At 68.7% G+C, this 20,375-nt stretch carries 14 protein-coding genes; 7 read left to right on the top strand and 7 right to left on the bottom strand.

Annotated features, from left to right (window positions below; translation table 11 throughout):
• Positions 1-125 precede the first annotated feature (125 nt).
• On the bottom strand, positions 126-1,295 hold the full coding sequence (locus ACT9AS_RS13355) for a M24 family metallopeptidase (protein WP_445100649.1): 1,170 nt from the start codon (positions 1,293-1,295) through the stop codon (positions 126-128).
• Between the two features lie 281 nt (positions 1,296-1,576).
• On the opposite strand from ACT9AS_RS13355, the gene ACT9AS_RS13360 reads away from it, so the two are divergent.
• Positions 1,577-2,230 carry an FCD domain-containing protein gene (locus ACT9AS_RS13360; RefSeq protein WP_445100650.1) on the top strand — a complete coding sequence of 218 codons (654 nt, stop codon included), beginning with the start codon at positions 1,577-1,579 and terminating at the stop codon, positions 2,228-2,230.
• Positions 2,231-2,352: 122 nt separating this feature from the next.
• Positions 2,353-3,987: an NAD+ synthase gene (locus ACT9AS_RS13365; protein WP_445100651.1), complete on the top strand. Its 1,635-nt coding sequence runs from the start codon at positions 2,353-2,355 to the stop codon at positions 3,985-3,987.
• 308 nt (positions 3,988-4,295) lie between these two features.
• Here ACT9AS_RS13365 and ACT9AS_RS13370 read toward each other — a convergent pair whose 3' ends face one another.
• Positions 4,296-5,168: an outer membrane protein assembly factor BamD gene (locus ACT9AS_RS13370; protein WP_445100652.1), complete on the bottom strand. Its 873-nt coding sequence runs from the start codon at positions 5,166-5,168 to the stop codon at positions 4,296-4,298.
• Between the two features lie 114 nt (positions 5,169-5,282).
• Here ACT9AS_RS13370 and rluD point away from each other — a divergent pair, with 114 nt between their 5' ends.
• Both rluD and pgeF read left to right on the top strand, forming a co-directional pair.
• Positions 5,283-6,257, top strand: coding sequence for a 23S rRNA pseudouridine(1911/1915/1917) synthase RluD (gene rluD, locus ACT9AS_RS13375; protein WP_445100653.1), 975 nt, complete (start codon positions 5,283-5,285; stop codon positions 6,255-6,257).
• Between the two features lie 2 nt (positions 6,258-6,259).
• Positions 6,260-7,180 (top strand): peptidoglycan editing factor PgeF, encoded by a 921-nt coding sequence (pgeF, locus tag ACT9AS_RS13380; protein WP_445100654.1) that lies wholly within the window; start codon positions 6,260-6,262, stop codon positions 7,178-7,180.
• A gap of 229 nt (positions 7,181-7,409) precedes the next feature.
• Here pgeF and otsA read toward each other — a convergent pair whose 3' ends face one another.
• Genes otsA through otsB form a run of 3 tightly spaced genes read right to left on the bottom strand, consistent with a single transcriptional unit; the run spans position 7,410 to position 11,310 of the window.
• A complete protein-coding gene (gene otsA, locus ACT9AS_RS13385) occupies positions 7,410-8,777 on the bottom strand; it encodes an alpha,alpha-trehalose-phosphate synthase (UDP-forming) (protein ID WP_445100655.1) in 1,368 nt (455 codons plus the stop codon).
• The gene (locus tag ACT9AS_RS13390; RefSeq protein ID WP_445100656.1) at positions 8,774-10,570 is read right to left on the bottom strand and encodes a glycoside hydrolase family 15 protein; all 1,797 of its coding nucleotides are present in this window, start codon (positions 10,568-10,570) and stop codon (positions 8,774-8,776) included. Before ACT9AS_RS13390 ends, otsA begins: the two co-directional genes overlap by 4 nt.
• The gene (otsB, locus tag ACT9AS_RS13395; RefSeq protein ID WP_445100657.1) at positions 10,567-11,310 is read right to left on the bottom strand and encodes a trehalose-phosphatase; all 744 of its coding nucleotides are present in this window, start codon (positions 11,308-11,310) and stop codon (positions 10,567-10,569) included. Before otsB ends, ACT9AS_RS13390 begins: the two co-directional genes overlap by 4 nt.
• 130 nt (positions 11,311-11,440) lie before the next feature.
• Here otsB and clpB point away from each other — a divergent pair, with 130 nt between their 5' ends.
• Entirely contained in the window at positions 11,441-14,023 is a 2,583-nt protein-coding gene (clpB, locus tag ACT9AS_RS13400; protein ID WP_445100658.1) for an ATP-dependent chaperone ClpB, read from the top strand.
• A gap of 211 nt (positions 14,024-14,234) precedes the next feature.
• On the opposite strand, the gene ybaL is transcribed toward clpB, so the two are convergent.
• The gene (gene ybaL / locus ACT9AS_RS13405; RefSeq protein ID WP_445100659.1) at positions 14,235-15,917 is read right to left on the bottom strand and encodes a YbaL family putative K(+) efflux transporter; all 1,683 of its coding nucleotides are present in this window, start codon (positions 15,915-15,917) and stop codon (positions 14,235-14,237) included.
• 98 nt (positions 15,918-16,015) lie between these two features.
• Here ybaL and ACT9AS_RS13410 point away from each other — a divergent pair, with 98 nt between their 5' ends.
• Positions 16,016-18,019, top strand: a complete 2,004-nt coding sequence (locus tag ACT9AS_RS13410; RefSeq protein WP_445100660.1) for an ATP-binding cassette domain-containing protein — start codon at positions 16,016-16,018, stop codon at positions 18,017-18,019.
• Positions 18,020-18,276: 257 nt separating this feature from the next.
• On the opposite strand, the gene ACT9AS_RS13415 is transcribed toward ACT9AS_RS13410, so the two are convergent.
• Positions 18,277-18,990, bottom strand: a complete 714-nt coding sequence (locus ACT9AS_RS13415; protein ID WP_445100661.1) for an SIMPL domain-containing protein — start codon at positions 18,988-18,990, stop codon at positions 18,277-18,279.
• A gap of 150 nt (positions 18,991-19,140) precedes the next feature.
• On the opposite strand from ACT9AS_RS13415, the gene ACT9AS_RS13420 reads away from it, so the two are divergent.
• On the top strand, positions 19,141-20,373 hold the full coding sequence (locus tag ACT9AS_RS13420) for a cation:proton antiporter (protein ID WP_445100662.1): 1,233 nt from the start codon (positions 19,141-19,143) through the stop codon (positions 20,371-20,373).
• The last annotated feature ends 2 nt before the right edge of the window (positions 20,374-20,375 follow it).

Raw genomic sequence — 20,375 nt, forward strand, 5'->3', positions numbered from 1 at the left:
GCCCCCCGTGCGCCTTGTCGTCTGTAGTCCGGCTCCGGGCGTTTTCGTGCCCGGGGCCGGGTGCCGCTCCCGGAATGGACTCCGGCCCGCAGCGCAACCCCCTCGCGCAGCGGTCATGGCATGAGTCAACCGAATGGGTGGGTGATGGACTCCGAAGGCGCGGTAAACCATGCCGCACCGGCTTCGGTGACATGGAAGTGGTCTTCAAGCCGGATGCCGAACCGGCCAGGGATGACGATCATGGGTTCGTTGCTGAAGCACATGCCCGTGCGGAGGTATGTGCGATCACCGGGCACGAGGTAGGCCGGTTCGTGGATGGCCAGCCCGATGCCGTGGCCCGTCCGGTGTGGCAATCCGGGCAACCGATAGTCCGGTCCCAGTCCGGCCCGGACCAGCAGCGATCGAGCGGCATGGTCGATGCTCTCGCAGGTCGCACCCACCCTCACCGCGTCGAATGCGGCTTGCTGCGCATCGCGTTCCAACTGCCAAGTCGCGCGCTGCTCGTCGGTCGGGTCCCCAAACACATAGGTACGGGTGATGTCGGAGTGGTAGCCCTGGACCTGGCAGCCGGTATCGATGAGCACCAAGTCACCGGCGCGCAGGCTCTGTTCGCCGGCGATGCCGTGCGGGTAGGCCGTCGCCGCACCGAACTGGATGGCGCAGAAGGTGCTGCCCCCGTCGGCGCCCAGAGCGCGGTGGGTGCGGTCGACAAAGGTACGCAGCTGTCCGGTGGTGATGCCTGGCCTGAGCGACTCGAAAGCCCGCTGCTGCACCTGCAGCGTGATTTCCATGGCCTGTTGCAACAGAGCAAGTTCAGCCGCCGACTTCCGCATGCGACAGGGTTCAGTGACCACCGCGGCCGATCCGACCTGGATGCCGGCCAAGGCCCGCTGCATCGCTTCGACCATGAACCAGGGCGCCAACGGGTCCGCACCGATGCGACCGCACCCTTTGTCGCGAATGATCGCGGCAACTGATTCGGCCGGGTTCTCGTGCTCCTGCCACGTACACAGGTCGGCATCGATCCGGATCGCGTCGCGCAGCGAGCCGACCTCGAACTCGGGGCACACGATCACCGGCAGGCCGTCAGAGAACAGAACCATGGCGACCAATCGCTCGGTCGGGCCCCAGGCAACGCCGCTGAAATAGCGCAAATTCGCGCCGGCATGGATGACGCACGCGTCCAGCGCGGCCTCCTGCATGTAGCGGCGCGCCTGTGCGATGCGCTGCCGGTACTCCTCTCGTCCGATGGCCGTGTGCTCGTGATTGGCTGGAACCGGGGATACGTCATCCATGCTGGAGCGCTGGTGCGCACTGCGTCCGGCCGAAGGAGTTGCTGTTGCCTGCATGGGAAGGAGTCCAGGAAACGTATGACTGGTAGGCAGTGACGGCACTGATCATGTATATCATATATAAAATATAGTATACAATTACAGTGAGCGTCACCTTTCGTCGTTTGTGGCGCTCTTCTGGTGGTGTTCTCTGCCGGTTCCCACGCGTGCCGAGTCGGCTTGCTCAAGACGGGCAATGGGCCGGCGGCGCCCGGCCGCTATCCCTGCATCGGTACACTGCGCGGATGAGCATCGTAAGTCGCAGCCTGTCCGACCAGGCGTTCGAGGTGATCCGGGAACGCATCCTGTCTGGCGAGATCCCGGCCTTGGCGCCTGTCCGCCAAGAAGCGCTGGCGGATGATCTGGGCATCAGCAAGATCCCTCTACGCGAGGCCATGAAGCGCCTAGAGCAGGGCGGTCTGCTGCGCTCGTTGCCAAATCGGGGCTTTTTTGTCCCTGCGCTGAGTGAAGTGGAAGCCGAAGAGGTATTTGCTCTGCGCCTGAAGCTGGAGCCCGATGCGGCAGCCGATGCCTGCCTTGAGGCCGATAAGGCCCAACAGGAGGCAGCGCGAAACGCCTTGGTTGCGCTGGAAGCGGTGGACATGCAGGACAAAGCGAGCTTGGCCGCATGCAATCGCCGTTTCCACTTGCTCCTGGTCCAATCGCTCCACCACCCGCTCTCTGCTTTGCTGATCGAGCGGCTTCATCTGCTCGCGGATCGTTATGTCCATATGCACTTGGAGCCGAAAGGACGTTATCGTCGCGCCGACGATGAGCACCAGCGTTTGCTGGATGCCTGGTGCGCGCGCGATGGCGGCCTGGTCCGACGACTGTTGACCGAACACCTGCAGCTCACCCTTGATGACCTGCGCATCCAGCTCAACGGGACAAAAGGCTAATTCTCGAACCGGATGGAGTCAGTCCGTCAGTTTCTGGAGCAATATCGCATCGCAGGCTAGGGCGCATCTGTCAGTACGTTCGCCCGTGGTCACTTGACGTCTCATTTCTCCCGGTTCTCTTCATGTCCAAGCTTCTGCGCATCGCCCTAGCCCAGTTCGACTTTCCGGTCGGCGCCGTGTTCGACAATGCCGAGCGGATCATCGAGTTCATTGCCGAGGCGCGCGATGTGTGCGGTGCCGACCTGGTGCTGTTCCCGGAACTCGCACTCAGCGGTTATCCGCCGGAGGACCTGCTGCTTCGGCCCGGCTTCCTGCACGACTGCCAGCGCGCGATGGAACGCATAGCCGCGTCAGCAACCGGCATCACCGCGATCGTCGGCTGGCCGGAGACGGCGGGCTCGGTGGTCTACAACGCGGCCAGCATCCTGCGCGGCGGGCGGATCGAGCGGACCTACCGCAAGCGCGAGTTGCCCAATTACGCGGTGTTCGACGAACGCCGCTATTTCGTGGTCGACCCGAATGGCGGCGACTGCGTGTTCGAACTGAATGGCGTGCGCTGCGGGGTGCTGGTCTGCGAGGACATGTGGTTCGCCGAACCGCTGCATACCACGGTGGAAGCGGGCGCCGAGCTGATCCTGTCGATCAACGCCTCGCCGTTCGAGCGCGATAAGCACGCGCGCCGCGATGCGTTGCTGGAGGATGCGACGCGCCGGTTCGGCGTGCCGATCGCCTACGTCAATTGCGTCGGCGGACAGGACGCGGTGGTGTTCGACGGCGGCTCGCTGGTGGCCGACGGCGATGGCACCGTGCGACCGGCCGCGGCGGCGTTCACCGAACAGATGCTGGTGGTCGACTTCGACCCGGAGACCCGCGGCTTCCGTGCGGTCGAATGGATGGAGGACGGCGACGAGAGCCGGGATGCGCTGGCCTGGCGCGCGGTGGTGCGCGGCACCCGCGACTACGCGCTCAAGAACGGTTTCAGGAAAGCGTGGCTGGGATTGTCCGGCGGGCTGGACTCGGCGGTCTGCCTGGCGATCGCGGTCGACGCGCTCGGCGCGGAGAACGTCACCGCGGTGCGGATGCCGTCGCGCTACACCGCCGACCTGTCCAACGACCTCGCCGCCGAGCAGTGCGCCGAGCAGGGCGTGCGGTTGCTGACGCTGCCGATCGAGAAACCGTTCCAGGGCTACCTGGACACCCTCGCCGAGCTGTTCGAGGGCGAGCCGGTCGACACCACCGAGGAAAACCTGCAGTCGCGTACCCGCGGCGCGATGCTGATGGCGCTGACCAACAAGTTCCACGGCCTGCTGCTGACCACCGGCAACAAGAGCGAATACGCGGTCGGCTACGCGACGATCTACGGCGACATGGCCGGCGGCTACGCGCCGCTGAAGGACCTGTACAAGACCGAGGTGTACGAGCTGGCGCGCTGGCGCAACACGGTCGGCGACCCGGTGATCCCGGTCGGGGTGATCGAGCGGCCGCCGTCGGCCGAATTGCGCGCCGACCAGAAGGACCAGGACTCGCTGCCGCCGTACGACGTGCTTGACGCGATCCTGGCGCGCTACATCGACCTGGAGCAGTCGCGCGAGGAGATCACCGCCGCCGGCTTCGCCGCCGAGACCGTCGACCGGGTGCTGCACCTGGTGCGTATCAGCGAGTGGAAGCGGCACCAGGCCGCGCCGGGGCCGAAGGTGTCAAGGCGCGCGTTCGGCCGCGAGCGCCGCTACCCGATCAGCAACGGCTACAAGGGCTGATGCAGGCACTGCTGGCCCATGACCGTGGGCCGCACGTTGCCGGAAGATGAGGCCGCATTGACTGTAGGAGCGACGTAAGTCGCGAACTCCACGACCTGGCCGGAGGGGAGGGACCCGGTTGGCGTTGGGACTGCAGGAACGTCCTCCGGGAAGCCGTCTCCCGGCCGGGATCCGCGGAACCCGGTGGCTTCGAGGTGTTCGCGACTTACGTCGCTCCTACAAAAAGCATGGGCCGGAAAGCGCGGGGCATCCGCATGGCAGGACGCCGCCCGTAGGCGGCGTCTTTTCACTCCGAGCCCGGACGACGACTACTCGTCGTTGTCCAGCGCCGACTTGTCGCCCGCGAACGGGTTGAGCTTGCGGAAATTGCTCGGGTAGTCCGGCCAGTCGCCGGACAGGAACGGGTGGTCCGGCTCGTTCTGTTCCAGCACGCGGCGGGCGTCGGCGGCCAATTGCTCGTTGCCCAGCCCGTCGTAGGCGGCCGCCATCGTGGCGACGGCGTCGTTCTGGTACTGGCTCTGCGGGTAGGTTTCCAGCAGGTAGGTCGCGCGGTCGGCGGCGGCGACGTAGGCGGTGCGGCGCAGGTAGTACAGCGCGGTTTCCAGCTCGTGGCGGGCGAACAGGTCGCGCAGGGTCGCCATCCGCTGGCGCGCGTCGGCGGCGTAGCGGCTGTTGGGGTAGCGGTCGACCACGATCGAGAAGTCGTTGTGGGCCTGCATCGGCGTGGCCAGGTCGCGGCGGCTGGCGTCGAGGTGCCAGACCCGCTGCAGGAACACGGTGTCGCGGCTGGAGTTCACCAGCCCGCGCAGGTAGTACATGTACGACGCCATGCGGTGGGTCGGGTAGGTGCGCAGGAAGCGGTCGATGCTGCTGATCGCCTCCTCGTGCTTGCCCGACTTGTACTGCGCGTAGGCGGTCTCGACCAGCGCCTGCTCGGTGTACGGGCCATACGGGTACTGCGCGACCAGCCGCTTGAAGGTGGTGGTGGCGTTGGCCCAGTTGCCGCGGGTCATCGAGGTGTGGGCCTTGTCGTACAGCTCTTCGACCGGCACGCCCTCGTTGGCGTCCTCGTCCTTGAACATCTTGCCGAAGCGGGCGCAGCCGCTGGCGAACAGGGCGAGGGTCAGCAGCAGGATGACGGTGCGCGCGACGGGGTGCCGCGGGGCGAAGCGATGGGTCATGGTCGAAGTCAACGGGCGCCGGGGGCACGAAGCGCCGATAATAGCAGTCCCACGCCCCGCGCCCTTAACCGCGCCCCATTGGCGTCCAGACCTCCCAAAGACCTCCAAACCCCCATGACCGAACCCGCCGTCGACCTTCACGCCGTGATTCCCGAGACCGCCGCCGGTCGCCGCTTCGATGCGGTCCTGGCCGAGCTGTTCCCGGACTACTCGCGCTCCCGGCTGTCCGCCTGGATCAAGTCCGGCGACGCCCTGCTCGACGGCCAGCAGGTCCGCCCGCGCGACCCGGTCCGGGGCGGCGAGGCCGTCAGCCTGAGCGTGGTGCTGGACGTGCAGACCCGCTCGGAGCCGGAGGACATCGCGCTGGACGTGTTGTTCGAGGACGAGCACGTGATCGTGATCGACAAGCCGGCCGGGCTGGTGGTGCATCCCGGTGCGGGCAACCCGACCGGCACCCTGGTCAACGCCCTGCTGCATCGCGACCCGTCGCTGAACGCGCTGCCCCGCGCCGGCATCGTCCACCGGCTGGACAAGGACACCTCCGGGGTCATGGTGGTCGCCCGCACGCTGGTGGCGCACACCGCGCTGGTCGCCCAGCTCTCGGCGCGCGAGGTGCACCGGCAGTACCTGGCGGTGGTGTCCGGGGCGCTGGTGTCGGGCGGTACCGCCAACGCCGCCATCGACCGCCACCCGCGCGACCGCATCCGCATGGCGGTGCGCGAGGACGGCCGCGACGCGATCACCCACTACCGCCTGCGCGAGCGCTTCCGCGCCCACACCCTGCTGGAATGCCGGCTCGAAACCGGCCGCACCCACCAGATCCGCGTCCACATGGCGCACCTGAAGCATCCGATCATCGGCGATCCGCTGTACGGCGGCTCGCTGAAGCTGCCGCGCAGCGCGACCGATGAGCTGGTCGCCGCGCTGCGCGGCTTCAGGCGGCAGGCGCTGCACGCCGAGACGCTGGAGTTCGTGCATCCGGTGAGTGGCGAACCGGTGCGCTGCAGCGCGCCGATGCCGGCCGACATGCAGGCGCTGGTGAAGGCGCTGCAGGACGACAGCCGTGCCTTCGCGGAACGGAATCGCTGACGATGGCCCCCGCGTTGCTGCCGGCCGACTGGCCCGCGCCGCGCGGGGTGCGCGGTTTCACCACGCTGCGCCATGGTGCCGGGGTGTCGGAGGCGCCGTTCGACCACTTCAACATGGGCTCGCGTTGTGGCGACGTGGGGGAGGCGGTGGCGCGCAACCGGGCGGAGCTGGTGGAGGTGGCTGGATTGCCGTCGGCGCCGGTGTGGTTGCGGCAGGTGCATGGGACGGAGGTTTTTTGCGCTGGCGCGCGCCCTCATCCGCCCTTCGGGCACCTTCTCCCGCAAGCGGGAGAAGGGACAGCGGGGGCTCCTCTCGCCCGGACGGGAGAAGGGACAGCGGGGGCTCCTCACGCGCAAGCGGGGAGAGGGAAGGCAGTGCTCCCTCTCCCGCTTGCGGGAGAGGGCCGGGGTGAGGGCGCGAGCGACAGCGAGCCGGAAGCGGACGCGGCGATCACCTCCACCCCCGGCATCGTCCTCGCCATCCTCACCGCCGATTGCCTGCCGGTGCTGTTCTGCGCCGACGACGGCAGTGAAGTCGGCGCCGCCCACGCGGGCTGGCGCGGGCTGGCGGCGGGCGTGCTGGAGGCCACGGTGGCCGCGATGCGGACCCCGCCGGAGCGGCTGCTGGCCTGGCTCGGCCCGGCCGCGGGGCCGGCGAGCTACGAAGTCGGGGTCGAGGTCTACGACGCCTTCGTCGCGCAGGACTGGTCCACCGGCAGCGCGTTTGCCAGCACCCGGCCGCACCACTGGCGGGTCGACCTGTATGCGCTGGCGCGACGGCGGCTGGAACGCGCCGGGTTAGGCACCGGCAATATCCACGGCGGCGGCCTGGATACGATCGGCGACCCCGACCGGTTCTACTCGCACCGTCGCGACCGGCACACCGGGCGGATGGCGAGCGTGGTGTGGATCGCGGAGTCGTAATCACCGGGATGTAGTCGCGGGATTGTAGGAGCGACGTAAGTCGCGAATTCCACGGTCTGGCCGAAGGGGTGGTACGTGCATGCGGGCCGGGTTGTCGACGGTGATTTCCTGTTGCTTTCGTCGCAGCCAACCTGTCTGGCTCCGGAGGCTTTGAGGAGATCGCGACTTACGTCGCTCCTACAGTCGGGGCGCGGCGGTAATACGGTCGGAGCGTGGGGACACGGCCCCGCTACGTCGCGCGCAGCGCCTCCAGGTAGCCGCGGCGCCAGGCGGTGATGTCGTGTTTGCGCAGCCGGTCCATCATGGGTTGCCAGCGGTCGCGGCGCTCCTGGGGCGACATCTCGACGGCGCGGGCGATCGCGGCGGCGACGCCGTCCAGGTCGTACGGGTTGACCAGCAGGGCGCCGTCCAGTTCGCGCGCGGCGCCGGCGAAGGTCGACAGCACCAGCACGCCGGGGTCGTCGGGGTCCTGCGCGGCCACGTACTCCTTGGCGACCAGGTTCATGCCGTCGCGCAGTGGCGTCACCAGCCCGATTTCCGCGAGGCGGTAGAACCCGGTCAGCGACGCGTGCGGGAAGTTGCGGTTGACGTAGCGCATCGGCGTCCACTCCGGCTCTGCATGGCCGCCGTTGATATGGCCCGACAACCGCTCCAGCTCGCTGCGCAGGCTCTGGTACTCGAGCACGTCCCCCCGCGACACCGGCGCGATCTGCAGGAAGGTCAGCTTGCCGAGATGGTCCGGATAGTGCTGCAGGAAGCGTTCGAACGCGCGGAAGCGCTCGGGCAGGCCCTTGGAGTAGTCGAGCCGGTCGACGCCGATCGCCAGCGCGCGGCCGGACAGGCTGCGCGCCAGCCGCTTGAAGCTGGGCTTGCCGACCGCCGCGGCGGCCTGTTGCTCGATGTGGGCGGTGTCGATGCTGATCGGGAAGGCGCCGGCACGCAGCAGCCGGCCGCCGGCGGTTTCCAGCACGCCGCTCTCGATCACCCGGCCGCGACCGAACAGCCGCACGTAATCCTGGAAGCGCTCCAGGTCGCGCTCGGTCTGGAAGCCGATCAGGTCGTACGCCGACAGCCCCTCGAACAGCCGCTTGTGGTGCGGCAGCGCGGCCAGCAGGTCCGACGACGGCATCGGCACGTGCAGGAAGAAGCCGAGCCTGCAGCGCACGCCGTGCTCGCGCAGCAGGCCGGCCAGCGGGATCAGGTGGTAATCGTGGATCCAGACGATGTCGTCCTCGCGCAGCAGCGGCGCGAGCTTCTCGGCGAACAGCGCGTTGACCCGGCGGTAGGCGGCGTAGGTCTCGCGGCTGTAGTCGACCAGGTCGACCCGGAAATGCAGCAGTGGCCACAGCGTGCGGTTGGCGAAACCGTTGTAGTAGTCGTCGTGGTCGCGCTGGGAGAGGTCGAGGGTGACGTAGTCGATGTCGCCGTGGCTTTGTTCGGACAGTTGCCCGGATTGCCCGGGGTCGATCCGGCCGCTCCAGCCGAACCACAGGCCGCCGGTTTCTTCGAGCGCTGCCTGTAACGCCACCGCCAGGCCGCCGGATTGCGGCTGGTCCGGCAGGGCGACGCGGTTGGAGACCACCACCAGCCGGCTCATGTCGCCTCCTGCCACGAGCGGCTCAGGCGCATTGCGGCGATGATCAGGCCGACATGCGAGTAGGTCTGCGGGAAGTTGCCCCAGGCCTCGCCGTCCTCGAATGCGAGGTCCTCCGACAGCAGCCCGAGCGGGTTGCGCCGTTGCAGCACGGCCTCGAACAGTTCGCGCGCTTCATCCGTCCGGCCGATCGCGGCGAGCGCGTCGATGTACCAGAACGTGCAGATGGTGAAGCTGGTTTCCGGCATGCCGAAGTCGTCCGGCGCGATGTAGCGGAACAGGCCGTGGCCGCGCTTGAGCTCGCGCCCGATCGCGTCGACGGTGCCGATGAAGCGCGGGTCGTCGGCGCTGACGAAACCGAAGTCGGCCAGCAGCAGCAACGAGGCGTCGAGACGTTCGCCGCCGAAGGTGTCGACGAAGTGGCCGCGTCCGGCATCGAACCCCTCGTCGATGATCCGCGCATGGATCGCGTCGGCACGCTCGCGCCAGTGGCGCACGCGCGCGGGCAGGCGCAGGTGCACGGCGATCCGGGCCAGCCGGTCGCAGGCCGCCCAGCACATCACGCTGGAGTAGGTGTGGACCTCGGCGCGGCCACGGAACTCCCACAGCCCGGCGTCGGGCTGGTCGTGCAATGCGAATGCGCGCTCGCCGAGCGGCTCCAGCCGTTCGAACATCGCCGCATCGCCCGGGTGCTCCAGCCGCTGGTCGAAGAACAACTGGGTCGAGGCCAGCACCACGCTGCCGTAGACGTCGTGCTGTTTCTGCAGCCAGGCCAGGTTGCCGCGTCGCACCGGTCCCATGCCGCGGTAGCCGGCGAGGCTGTCGACCTCGTGCTCGGCCAGCTCGGCTTCGAAGCCGATGCCGTACAGCGGCTGCAGTTCGGCATCCTCGGTGCTGGCGATGTTGAACACGTAGCGCAGGTAGCCCTCCATCGTGCGGGTGGCGCCGAGCCGGTTGAGCGCGCGCACCACGAAGGCGGCGTCGCGCAGCCAGCAGTAGCGGTAGTCCCAGTTGCGCACCGTGTGCGGCGCCTCGGGGATCGAGGTGGTCATCGCGGCCACGATCGCGCCGGTTTCCTCGTACTGGCACAGCTTCAGGGTGATCGCGCTGCGGATCACCGCGTCCTGCCAGTCCAGCGGGATCGACAGTGAGCGCACCCAGTCGCGCCAGTAGGCGACGGTCCGCCGCTGCGCCCCCTGCACGAAATCGGCGACCGGCCGGGTCAGGGTTTCATCGGGGCCGAGGACCAGGTGCAGGTCGCGTTCGAGCACGAACGGCCGCTGTTCGCGAACCAGCCGCACCGGCGCATCGGTGGTCAGGCGCAGGGTGAAGCCGGGCACCAGGTAGCGGATGTGGTTGCTGCCCCAGGTGGTCTCCGGTTGCAGTGCGCCATGGTCGCCCAGCGGTCGCAGCCGTATCCGGATGCGCGGGCTGCCGGCCAGTGGCCGCAGGTGGCGGGCCAGCATGACCGGCCGGTAGACGCGGTCGTACTGGCGCCAGCGCGGCGCGAGGTCGGTGACTTCCACCGCGGCGCCGTGGCTGTCGCGCAGCACCGTGCGCAGGACCGCGGTATTGGGCAGGTAGTGCTGCTCGGCGCTGGCGAAGTCTTCCAGCTCGATCGCGAAATCGCCGCCGGGATGGGCGGTCGGCTGCAGCAACGCGCAGAAGGCCGGGTCGCCATCGAACGCCGGCACGCAGCCCCAGACCACCCGTGCGCGCGCGTCGATCAACGCGGCGAAACCGCCGTTGCCGACCATGCCGAGGTCGAGCGTCGGTGGCGCGGAAGCCTGGCTCATGGGGTCGCTGCGTCCAGCCATGCCATCACCGCGGCGATGTCGGGCAGGCGATGGCGGGCGAGGCTGGGCTGGCGATCACCGACCAGCACCGCCAGGCCGCCGTGCCGGAGCACCACTTCGAAACCGTGCTCGTCGGTGAGGTCGTCGCCGACGAACACCGGCGTGCGTCCGGCAAATGGGGCCTCGCCCAGCAGCGCCGCGATCGCGTCGCCCTTGTCGGTGCCGGACGGGCGCACCTCCACCACGCCGTCGCCGGCCTGCAGCCGGTAGTCGTGCAGCCACGGCAACGCGGCTTCGGCGAGCTCGCGCAGGGGTTGCTCGGCCGCCGGGTTGCCGCGCCAGTGCAAGGCGATGGTCGAGTCCTTGTCTTCCACCAGCGCGCCCGGGAAACGCCCGGTGACCAGCTCGGCCTTGCGCTGCAGGATGGCCAGCAGCGACGGCGGCGACGGCGGGTCGATGTGGTTGTCGGCGTGGCGGCGCTCCAGTCCATGCAGCCCGGCGGCGGGCAGGCGCAGCGGCGTGAAAAGCTGGTCGAGCTGTGCCAGCCGGCGTCCACTGACCAGTGCCAGCGCGCCGTCGAGGTGTTGCCGCAGCGATGCCAGCATGTCGACCAGTCCCGCCGGCACACGCACCAGTTCGGGCGACTCGGCGAACTCGAGCAACGTGCCATCGACATCCAGGAACAGCGCCCAGTCGTCGGCGATCGCCGGGGGTGGCGGCAGATGGGCGGGGGCATCCATGCACGCGATTGTGAGCACGGAAGTGTAAGCATCGGGTGCACGCGGGCGGCCGGAAACTTGAACCCCGGCGCCGTAGCCCGCATTCCCGGGACATCGCGGCGTTGCGCCGCCCCGAATCGAGGAACCCACCATGCGGATGGACAAGCTCACCTCGCGCTTCCAGCAGGCGCTCGCCGACGCGCAATCGCTCGCGGTGGGCCGCGACCACAGCGTGATCGAACCGGCCCACCTGATGACCGCGCTCATCGACCAGTCCGGTGGCAGCACCCGACCTCTGCTGTCGCAGGCCGGTATCAACGTGCCGCTGCTGCGCGAGCGGCTCGGCGAGGCGCTGGAGAAGCTGCCGAAGGTCAGCGGCCAGGCCGGCAACGTCAGCGTCGGCAACGACCTGGCGCGGCTGCTCAACGTCACCGACAAGCTGGCGCAGCAGCGCAATGATGCGTTCATCGCGTCGGAGCTGTTCGTGCTGGCGGCGCTCGACGACGGCGGCGAACTCGGCCGCGCGCTGAAGGCCGCCGGCGCCGACAAGGCGCGCATCGAGGCGGCGATCGACAAGGTCCGCGGCGGGGAGAGCGTGCAGTCGGAGAACGCCGAGGATGCGCGCCAGGCGCTGGAGAAGTTCACCATCGACCTGACCGCGCGCGCGGAGAGCGGCAAGCTCGACCCGGTGATCGGCCGCGACGAGGAGATCCGCCGCACCATCCAGGTATTGCAGCGCCGGACCAAGAACAACCCGGTGCTGATCGGCGAGCCGGGCGTCGGCAAGACCGCGATCGTCGAAGGGCTGGCCCAGCGCATCATCAACAACGAGGTGCCCGAGGGCCTGCGCGGCAAGCGGCTGCTGTCGCTCGACATGGGCGCGTTGATCGCCGGCGCGAAGTTCCGCGGCGAGTTCGAGGAGCGCCTCAAGGGCGTGCTCAACGACCTGGCCAAGAACGAGGGCCAGATCATCCTGTTCATCGACGAGCTGCACACGATGGTCGGCGCCGGCAAGGCCGAGGGCTCGATGGATGCCGGCAACATGCTCAAGCCCGCGCTCGCCCGCGGCGAGCTGCACTGCATCGGCGCGACCACGCTGGACGAGTACCGCAAGTACGTCGAGAAGGACGCCGCGCTGGAGCGCCGGTTCCAGAAGGTGTTCGTCGGCGAGCCCAGTGTCGAGGACACCATCGCGATCCTGCGCGGGCTCAAGGAGAAGTACGCGGTGCACCACGGCGTCGAGATCACCGACCCCGCGATCGTCGCCGCCGCCACCCTGTCGCACCGCTACATCGCCGACCGCCAGTTGCCCGACAAGGCGATCGACCTGATGGACGAGGCCGCGTCGCGCATCCGCATGGAGATCGACTCCAAGCCCGAGGAGCTCGACCGCAAGGAGCGTCGTTTGATCCAGCTGAAGATCCAGCGCGAGGCGCTGAAGAAGGAGAAGGACGCCGAGTCGAAGCAACGCCTGGCGGACCTGCAGGCCGAGATCGACACGCTGGAGCGCGAGTTCAACGACCTCGAGGAAATCTGGAAGGCCGAGAAGGCCACGCTGCAGGGCGCGACGAAGATCAAGGAGCAGATCGAGGCCGCCAGGCTCGAACTCGAGGCCGCGCAGCGCCGGCAGGACTACGCGCGCATGAGCGAGATCCAGTACGGCCAGCTGCCGCAGCTGGAGACCCAGCTGAAGGCCGCGCAGGAGGCCGAGACCCAGGGTTTCACCCTGCTGCAGGACCGCGTCACCGCCGAGGAGATCGCCGAGGTGGTCGCGCGCTGGACCGGCATCCCGGTGTCGAAGATGCTCGAAGGCGAGCGCGAGAAGCTGCTGAAGATGGAGGACGCGCTGCACGCGCGCGTGGTCGGCCAGGACGAGGCGATCAAGGTCGTGTCGGATGCGGTACGGCGTTCACGCGCGGGGCTGTCCGATCCCGACCGCCCGAGCGGCTCGTTCCTGTTCCTCGGCCCGACCGGCGTCGGCAAGACCGAGCTGTGCAAGGCGCTGGCCGAGTTCCTGTTCGACAGCACCGACGCGATGGTGCGGATCGACATGAGCGAGTTCATGGAGAAGCACGCAGTCAGCCGGCTGGTCGGCGCGCCCCCGGGCTACGTCGGCTACGAGGAGGGCGGCTACCTCACCGAGGCAGTGCGGCGCCGGCCGTACAGCGTGATCCTGCTCGACGAGGTCGAGAAGGCGCACCCGGACGTGTTCAACATCCTGCTGCAGGTGCTCGACGACGGCCGCCTGACCGATGGCCAGGGCCGCACCGTCGACTTCCGCAACACCGTGATCGTGATGACGAGCAATCTCGGTTCGCAGATGATCCAGGAGATGGACGCCGATACGCCGGAGACCTACACCCAGATGAAGGCCGCGGTGATGGGTGTGGTGCAGAACCACTTCCGCCCGGAATTCATCAACCGGCTCGACGACCTCGTCGTGTTCCACCCGCTCGACAAGGCGCAGATCCGCGAGATCGCGAAGATCCAGATGACCGGGCTGGAGCGCCGGCTGGCCGAGCGCGGACTGAAGCTCGAACTGTCGGACGCGGCGCTCGCGCTGCTCGGCAACGTCGGCTTCGACCCGGTCTACGGCGCGCGACCGCTCAAGCGGGCGATCCAGCAGCAGTTGGAGAACCCGCTGGCGCAGAAGATCCTGGCTGGCGAGTTCGGCAACGGCGACGTGATCCGGGTGGACGCCGAAGGCGGCGTACTGGTGTTCCGAACCGCCTGACACGTCAGGAGACTGTAGGAGCGACGTAAGTCGCGAACGCGCTGGAATCGGTGGTCAACGCGGGTGGACACGCAGGAAGTCCACCCGCAAGCGACGTTGCGCTTCGACGCGGGTCCACGTGGTTCGACCGGCAAGGTCCGCCGGCTCCCGACGCATTCGCGACTTACGTCGCTCCTACATGGGGCGCGTGCGGGGGCAAGCTTCGACGGGGTTACGCGACCGCCGGCGGCAGGTGGTGATCGCCGCGGTACGGCGGTGTCGCCATCACCATCTCGGCAAGGCTGTGCGCCAGCTCGCGCTCGGCCATCACCGCGGCGTCGGCGCCGTGCTCCAGCAGGTGCTTGAGTTCGGCATCGGAGTGGGCGCGGGCGACGATGGTCAGCGACGGGTTGATCTCGCGCAGTTTGGCGATGATCTCGCCGGCCTCCAGTGTGTTGGGGATCGCCAGCATCGCGGTATGCGCGGTCTCGGGGCGGGCTTCGGCCAGCACCCGCTCGTTGACCGCATTGCCGCGGATTGCCGGGATGCCGGCGGCGCGCGCGCGGTCGATCAGCAACTCCTCGTCGTCGACCACCACCAGCGGAATGTCGCGGGTTTGCAGCAGGCGTCCCAGTTCGCTGCCGACGCGGCCGAAGCCGATCAGGATCACGTGGTCACGCAGGTCCGGCGGAATCGCCGGCTGCGCGGTGTAGACCACCGGATCGGGCTGCCGGGCGCGCTTCTCGCGCCGATCCAGCCAGGCGAACAGCAAGGGGTTGGTGATGATCGACAGCAGCGCGCCGGCCAGGATCAGGTCCTGGCCTTCCTGCGGCAACACGTCGAGCGCCAGGCCGAGGCCGGCGAGGATGAACGAGAACTCGCCGATCTGCGCCAGGCTGGCCGAGATCAGCAGCGCGGAGCCCTTGGGCTTGCCCAGCAACCGCATGATCACGTAGGCGGCGATCGACTTGCCGAGCACGATGATCAGGAACGTCGCGAGCACCTCGGTCGGGTGCTCCAGCAGGATCATCGGGTCGAACAGCATGCCGACCGAGACGAAGAACAGCACCGCGAACGCGTCACGCAAAGGCAGCGTTTCGCTGGCCGCCTGGTGGCTGAATTCCGATTCGTTGAGCAGCATGCCGGCGAAGAACGCACCCAGCGCGAACGACACCCCGAACAGCGCCGCCGAGCCGAACGCCACGCCCAGCGCGATCGCCAGCACGCACAGGGTGAACAGCTCGCGCGAGCCGGCGCCGGCGACGCGCTCGAGAATCCACGGGATCACCCGGCTGCCGACCACCAGCATCAGCACCATGAACGCGCCAACCTTGAGGAAGGTGCTGAACAGCGCCGTCAACACCGAGGTCGCGTCGGCCGCCTCGCCATTGAGCAGCCCGGCCAGCGCCGGCAGCAGCACCAGCGCCAGCACGCAGGCGATGTCCTCGACGATCAGCCAGCCGACCGCGATCCGCCCGCGCTGGGTCTCCACCAGCCGGCGGTCCTCCAGCGCCCGCAGCAGCACCACGGTGCTGGCGCATGACAGCGACAGGCCGAACACGAAACCGGCGCCGTGCGACCAGCCCAGCCAGCGCGCCAGGCCCCAGCCCAGCAGCGTCGCGACGGTGATCTGGGCAACCGCGCCGGGCAGGGCGATGCCCTTGACCGACATCAGGTCGCGCCACGAGAAGTGCAGGCCGACGCCGAACATCAGCAGGATCACGCCGATCTCTGCCAGCTGCGGCGCCAGCTCCATGTCGCCGACGAAGCCCGGGGTGAACGGCCCCGCCACGATCCCGGCCACCAGGTAGCCCACCAGCGGCGACAGCTTCAGCCGCTGCGCCAGCGCACCGAAGATGAACGCGAGCACGAAGCCGGCGACGAGGATGGTGATCAGGGACGTTTCGTGCGGCATCGGCAATCCATTCAATTCGACTTCCCAGAATGTGGGGCGGCCCGGCCGGATGCAAGCGCGGCGTCGGGCGTACAGGCTCGCACACGTACAATGACGGCATGATTGCCTTCAAAGATTTCGCCCTGCGGCGCGGCGAACGCCTGCTCCTGTCCAACGTCGACCTGGTCCTGCAAACGGGCTGGCGGGTCGGCGTGATCGGCCGCAACGGCACCGGCAAGTCCTCGCTGTTCGCCGCGGTGCAGGGCCAGCTGGAGGCCGACAAGGGCGACCTGGGCATCCCCAACAAGGTGCGCATCGCCAGCGTCGCGCAGGAAACTCCGTCGCTGCCTGACCCGGCGCTGGACTTTGTGCTGTCGGGCGATGCCGCGGTGCATGCGGCGATCCAGGCCGAGGCCAACGCCTTCGCCAACGAGGACTGGGAGGCGGTCGCCGAGGCCCACCACCGGCTGGAGGAGCTCAACGGCTACGACGCCAGCGCCCGTGCCGGCAAGCTGCTGCACGGCCTCGGCTTTGCCGCCGACACCCACCAGCGCGCGGTCAGCAGTTTCTCCGGCGGCTGGCGGGTGCGGCTCAACCTCGCGCGCGCGCTGATGACGCCGTCGGACCTGCTGCTGCTCGACGAGCCGACCAACCACCTCGACCTCGACGCGGTGCTGTGGCTGGAGCAGTGGCTGCTGAAGTATCCCGGCACGCTGCTGCTGATCAGCCACGACCGCGAGTTCCTCGACGAGGTCACCACCCACACCCTGCACCTGCACGATGGCAAGGCCAAGGTCTACACCGGCGACTACACCGCGTTCGAACGGCAGCGCGAGGAGCAGCTGCGGCTGCAGCAGATCACCCACGAGAAGGCGCAGGCCGAGCGCGCCCACCTGCAGAAGTTCATCGACCGCTTCAGCGCCAGCGCGGCCAAGGCCAAGCAGGCGCAGTCACGGGTCAAGCGGCTGGCGAAGATGCAGAACACCGAAGCGGTGCGGGTCGAGCGCGCGCTGCGGATCGAGTTCCCCGCGCCCGCGAAGCTGCCGCATGCACTGCTGCGGCTTGAACACGCCGACTGCGGCTACTCCCTTCTCCCGTCTGCGGGAGAAGGTGCCCGAAGGGCGGATGAGGGCACGCGAGAAGCGATGGTTGACGACACCGCTGGCCACTCCGCGCGCCCTCACCCCAGCCCTCTCCCGCAAGCGGGAGAGGGAGCAACGGCAACCACCACGATCCTCCACGACGTCGGCTTCATCCTCGAAGCCGGCGACCGCGTCGCCCTGCTCGGCCCCAACGGCGCCGGCAAGTCGACCCTGGTCAAGTCGCTGGTCGGCGAACTGCCATTGCTGGCCGGCGAACGCGGCGGCCACCCGGACCTGCGGATCGGCTACTTCGCCCAGCACACGGTCGAGTCTCTGCGCGCCGGCACCAGCGCGATCGACCACCTGGCCGACATCGCGCCGGGCGTGGCGACCCAGCAGTTGCGCGACTTCCTCGGCAAGTGGAATTTTCCCGGCGACCGCGCGTTCGAGTCGGTCGACGTGTTCTCCGGCGGCGAGCGCGCGCGCCTCGCGCTGGCGCTGATCGCCTGGCGCCAGCCCAACGTGCTGCTGCTCGACGAGCCGACCAACCACCTCGACCTCGACATGCGCGAGGCGCTGGCCGAGGCGCTGGCGAGCTTCGACGGCGCGATCGTGCTGGTCAGCCACGACAGGCACCTGATCGGCTTGGTCTGCGACACGTTCTGGCGCGTCGCCGATGGCGTCGCCCAGCCGTTCGACGGCGACCTCGATGCGTATGCCAGCTGGCTGCGTTCGCGCGACAACTCCAACGACGGCAAGGGCCGCGCGCCGGCCAAGCCGGCCGAGGCCGCGCCAGCGGCCGCGGCATCCAAGCCCAAACGCGGCAAGGCCAACCCGCACAAGCTGGCGAAGCTCGAGGCGCGGGTGGAGGAGCTGACTGAGCAGCGGACGGCGATCGAGGCCCAACTGGCCGACCCGTCGATCTACGCCGACGGCGGCGCCCGCGTCGCCGACCTCGGCAAACAGCAGGCGCAACTGGGCGCCGAGCTGGAGCAGGCGGAAGCCGAATTGCTGGCGCTGTACGAAGCCGACGCCGCGTAGCTCCACCTGCCGGTAACCGCACCCTATCAGCCTGACTGTAGGAGCGACGTAAGTCGCGAACGCGCAGGAGTCGGGCGTTCCTGCCCACTCATCCACGATCAGACCGCATCGGAAGGGCGGGGTTGCTTGCGCTGGGGTTTTCGGCGGTTGCAGCGGTATCGGCCGACGGTTCCCCGCGCGTTCGCGACTTACGTCGCTCCTACAAAAGAGGGGCGGTTGGAATATCGCGGTCCGCCGCCTCGCGCCGGACGCCCACATCAGTCCCGCAGGAAATACTCCACCGTGGTCACCACCCGCACGCGCTTGACCTGCGGGCTGCTCTGGTCGCGGTCGCTGATGCTGACCACGCCCTGGTTGGCGCTGCGGATGCCGCCCAGGCGCGAACCGGAATCCTTGGCGAACTGCACCGCCGAGTCGCGGGCGGCGGCGGTCGCTTCGGCGATCAGCGCCGGCTTGATGTCGTTGAGCTTGGTGTAGTCGAAGTCCGGCGCGCTGCCTTCGCCGATCATCACGCCCTGGGCGACCAGTTCGCCGCTGCGGCGCAGCACGCTGAGCGCCTTGGCCACGTCGGTGGTGCGCAGGCTGACGGTGGTCGAGTAGCGGTAGCGCTCCGGCGGCCGGCTGTCGCCGTAGGCGTACGCCCAGCGGTCCTCCAGCCGCGGCGGCGACACCACGATGTCGTCGGCCTTGAAGCCCGCATCGACGAAGAACTTGCGGATCGCCGCGGTGTTGGCATCGAGCTGTCGCTGTACCTGCGCCAGGTCGTTGCCGCCGACGGTGTGCGGCAATGGCCAGACCACCCGGTCGGCTTCGACGATCTTCTCGGCCGAGCCCTTGACGGTGACATAGCGGTCGGCGGTCTTCAGCCGCGCCATGCCCTGCGCGGCGAACCAGCCGGCGAGGGCGAACCCGGCCGCGAGCAGCACGGCGGAAACCAGCAGGGCGACACTGGGGCGGCGGTTGTCGGACATCGGGCGGTTCCTCGCGGGGGAATTCGACGGCAGCGTATCGCGTGCGCATGAAGACCGCATGTACCCGTTGCGCGCGCCTCGAAACACGGTCGGGGTTGCCTGCCAAGCCCGTTTGCAACGACCATGCCGCGAACGCACGGGCCAGGCCGCATGAGCAACGAACTGATCTACCTGCTGCTGATCTTCGGCCTGCTGGTCATTCCCCGCGCGCTGCAGCGCTTCAAGCTGCCGGCGCCGATCACCTGTCTGGCGCTGGGCGTCGGCGCGATGCTGGCGTTCGGCGACCGGGTGAACGACCCGGTGATCGTGCTGCTGTCGACGCTGGGAATCTCCTCGCTGTTCCTGTTCGCCGGCCTCGAGGTCGACCTGGCCGCCTTGAGCAAGGGCGTGGGTCGGCTGACGGTGCATCTGGGTATCCGGACATTGACCCTGGCCGGCGTGGGCTGGTTGGCCTGGCGCTACCTCGACCTGTCCTGGCAGGCGGCGGCGCTGGTCGCGCTGGCGCTGTTGACGCCCTCGACCGGTTTCATCCTCGATACCCTCGAGCGGCTCGGCCTCGACAAGGAGGAGCGCTTCTGGGTGACCAGCAAGGCGATCGCCGGCGAGCTGCTGGCGCTGGCGGCGCTGTTCGTGGTGCTGCAGGCCGGCGACCCCATGGAACTGGCCACGTCATCGCTGGTGATGCTGGCGATGATCGTCGGCCTGCCGCTGCTGTTCATCGCGCTGGGGCGATGGGTGGTGCCGCACGCCCCGGGCTCGGAGTTCTCGCTGCTGGTGATGGTCGGCATGGTCGCGGCCTTCATCACTTACAAGCTGGGCGTGTACTACCTGGTGGGCGCGTTCATCGCCGGACTGGTCGCGCGCATGCTGCGGCTGCGGATGCCGCGGCTGGCGTCGGACGACAACATGCACGCGTTGCGGTTGTTCGCGACGTTCTTCGTGCCGTTCTATTTCTTCCACGCCGGTACCGGGATCTCGCGCGATGCGCTGACCTGGGAGGCGGCCGGGCTGGGCGTGGTGATCACGCTGGTGGTGCTGCCGCTGCGGGTCGGGATCACCTGGCTGCAGCGCCGGCTGATGTTCCGCGAGGAGCGCGGCAGCAGCTTCAAGGTCTCGGTCGCGCTGGCGCCGACGCTGGTGTTCACGCTGGTGCTGGCCAACATCCTGCACGTGCGCTTCGACCTGCCCGGCGTGCTGTTCGGTGCGCTGATCCTCTACACCGTGCTGAACACCATGCTGCCGTCGTTCCTCCTGCACTCGCCCTTCGATGTCGACCCGGTCGACGACCGTCCCGGGTCGCACCCGGAGGACCGCATGCGCGCCGAGGACGATGCGCCCCGGCCGCCGCCGCCCACCCGGCAACCCCCGCGCCTCACCGGCTGACC

The sequence above is a fragment of the Lysobacter sp. F60174L2 genome (assembly GCF_052547135.1).

Excerpts from the sequence above, each read along its gene's own strand:
- ACT9AS_RS13410 (WP_445100660.1), top strand. The coding sequence starts at position 16,016 with ATGATTGCCTTCAAAGATTTCGCCCTGCGGCGCGGCGAACGCCTGCTC.
- ACT9AS_RS13365 (WP_445100651.1), top strand. The coding sequence starts at position 2,353 with ATGTCCAAGCTTCTGCGCATCGCCCTAGCCCAGTTCGACTTTCCGGTC.
- ybaL (WP_445100659.1), bottom strand. The coding sequence starts at position 15,917 with ATGCCGCACGAAACGTCCCTGATCACCATCCTCGTCGCCGGCTTCGTG.
- ACT9AS_RS13355 (WP_445100649.1), bottom strand. The coding sequence starts at position 1,295 with ATGGATGACGTATCCCCGGTTCCAGCCAATCACGAGCACACGGCCATC.
- clpB (WP_445100658.1), top strand. The coding sequence starts at position 11,441 with ATGCGGATGGACAAGCTCACCTCGCGCTTCCAGCAGGCGCTCGCCGAC.
- ACT9AS_RS13420 (WP_445100662.1), top strand. The coding sequence starts at position 19,141 with ATGAGCAACGAACTGATCTACCTGCTGCTGATCTTCGGCCTGCTGGTC.
- ACT9AS_RS13370 (WP_445100652.1), bottom strand. The coding sequence starts at position 5,168 with ATGACCCATCGCTTCGCCCCGCGGCACCCCGTCGCGCGCACCGTCATC.
- ACT9AS_RS13360 (WP_445100650.1), top strand. The coding sequence starts at position 1,577 with ATGAGCATCGTAAGTCGCAGCCTGTCCGACCAGGCGTTCGAGGTGATC.
- rluD (WP_445100653.1), top strand. The coding sequence starts at position 5,283 with ATGACCGAACCCGCCGTCGACCTTCACGCCGTGATTCCCGAGACCGCC.
- pgeF (WP_445100654.1), top strand. The coding sequence starts at position 6,260 with ATGGCCCCCGCGTTGCTGCCGGCCGACTGGCCCGCGCCGCGCGGGGTG.
- ACT9AS_RS13390 (WP_445100656.1), bottom strand. The coding sequence starts at position 10,570 with ATGAGCCAGGCTTCCGCGCCACCGACGCTCGACCTCGGCATGGTCGGC.
- ACT9AS_RS13415 (WP_445100661.1), bottom strand. The coding sequence starts at position 18,990 with ATGTCCGACAACCGCCGCCCCAGTGTCGCCCTGCTGGTTTCCGCCGTG.
- otsB (WP_445100657.1), bottom strand. The coding sequence starts at position 11,310 with ATGGATGCCCCCGCCCATCTGCCGCCACCCCCGGCGATCGCCGACGAC.
- otsA (WP_445100655.1), bottom strand. The coding sequence starts at position 8,777 with ATGAGCCGGCTGGTGGTGGTCTCCAACCGCGTCGCCCTGCCGGACCAG.